Source organism: Hahella sp. CCB-MM4 (assembly GCF_002260525.1).
GTDB lineage: Bacteria > Pseudomonadota > Gammaproteobacteria > Pseudomonadales > Oleiphilaceae > Hahella.
On record NZ_MRYI01000095.1, the window covers coordinates 1 to 424 of the forward strand.

1 protein-coding gene is annotated in these 424 nt (G+C 61.1%); it reads left to right on the forward strand.

What is annotated here, in order from left to right; all coding sequences use genetic code 11:
• A partial coding sequence (locus BTA51_RS29060; RefSeq protein WP_305794080.1) for an aromatic-ring-hydroxylating dioxygenase subunit beta occupies positions 1-348 on the forward strand: 348 nt, incomplete at its 5' end.
• Positions 349-424 lie beyond the last annotated feature (76 nt).

Consider the following 424-nt stretch of genomic DNA (forward strand, 5'->3'; position numbering starts at 1 on the left):
GATTACGGGATCAGCTGGTTCAACGAGGACAAATGGACCGTCTCGAAGCGGGTCGAACAGATCCTGACGGGCGTCCATTACGCCGAGGAACCGCTGTCGCGCACGACCCATATGATCACCAATGTGCAGGTCCAGACGGCCCTGCCCAGCGTCGAGGCGGCGGACGAGATCACCACCTCCTGCCGCTTCCTGACCTATCTCAACCGGGTCGAATACGAGACCTATTTCTTCGTCGGCAAACGCTACGACCGGCTGAAGAAAGTGGGCGGCGAATGGAAGGTGCTGCACCGGCGCATCATCCTCGACCAGAACGTGCTGCAGGCCAAGAACCTGTCGACTTTCTTCTGACCGGCGGGAGGCCCCGCTTGCAAAGCTGATCCTGAATACCACCACTGACCTGATGCGCGTCCCCGGAGGCGCGGGG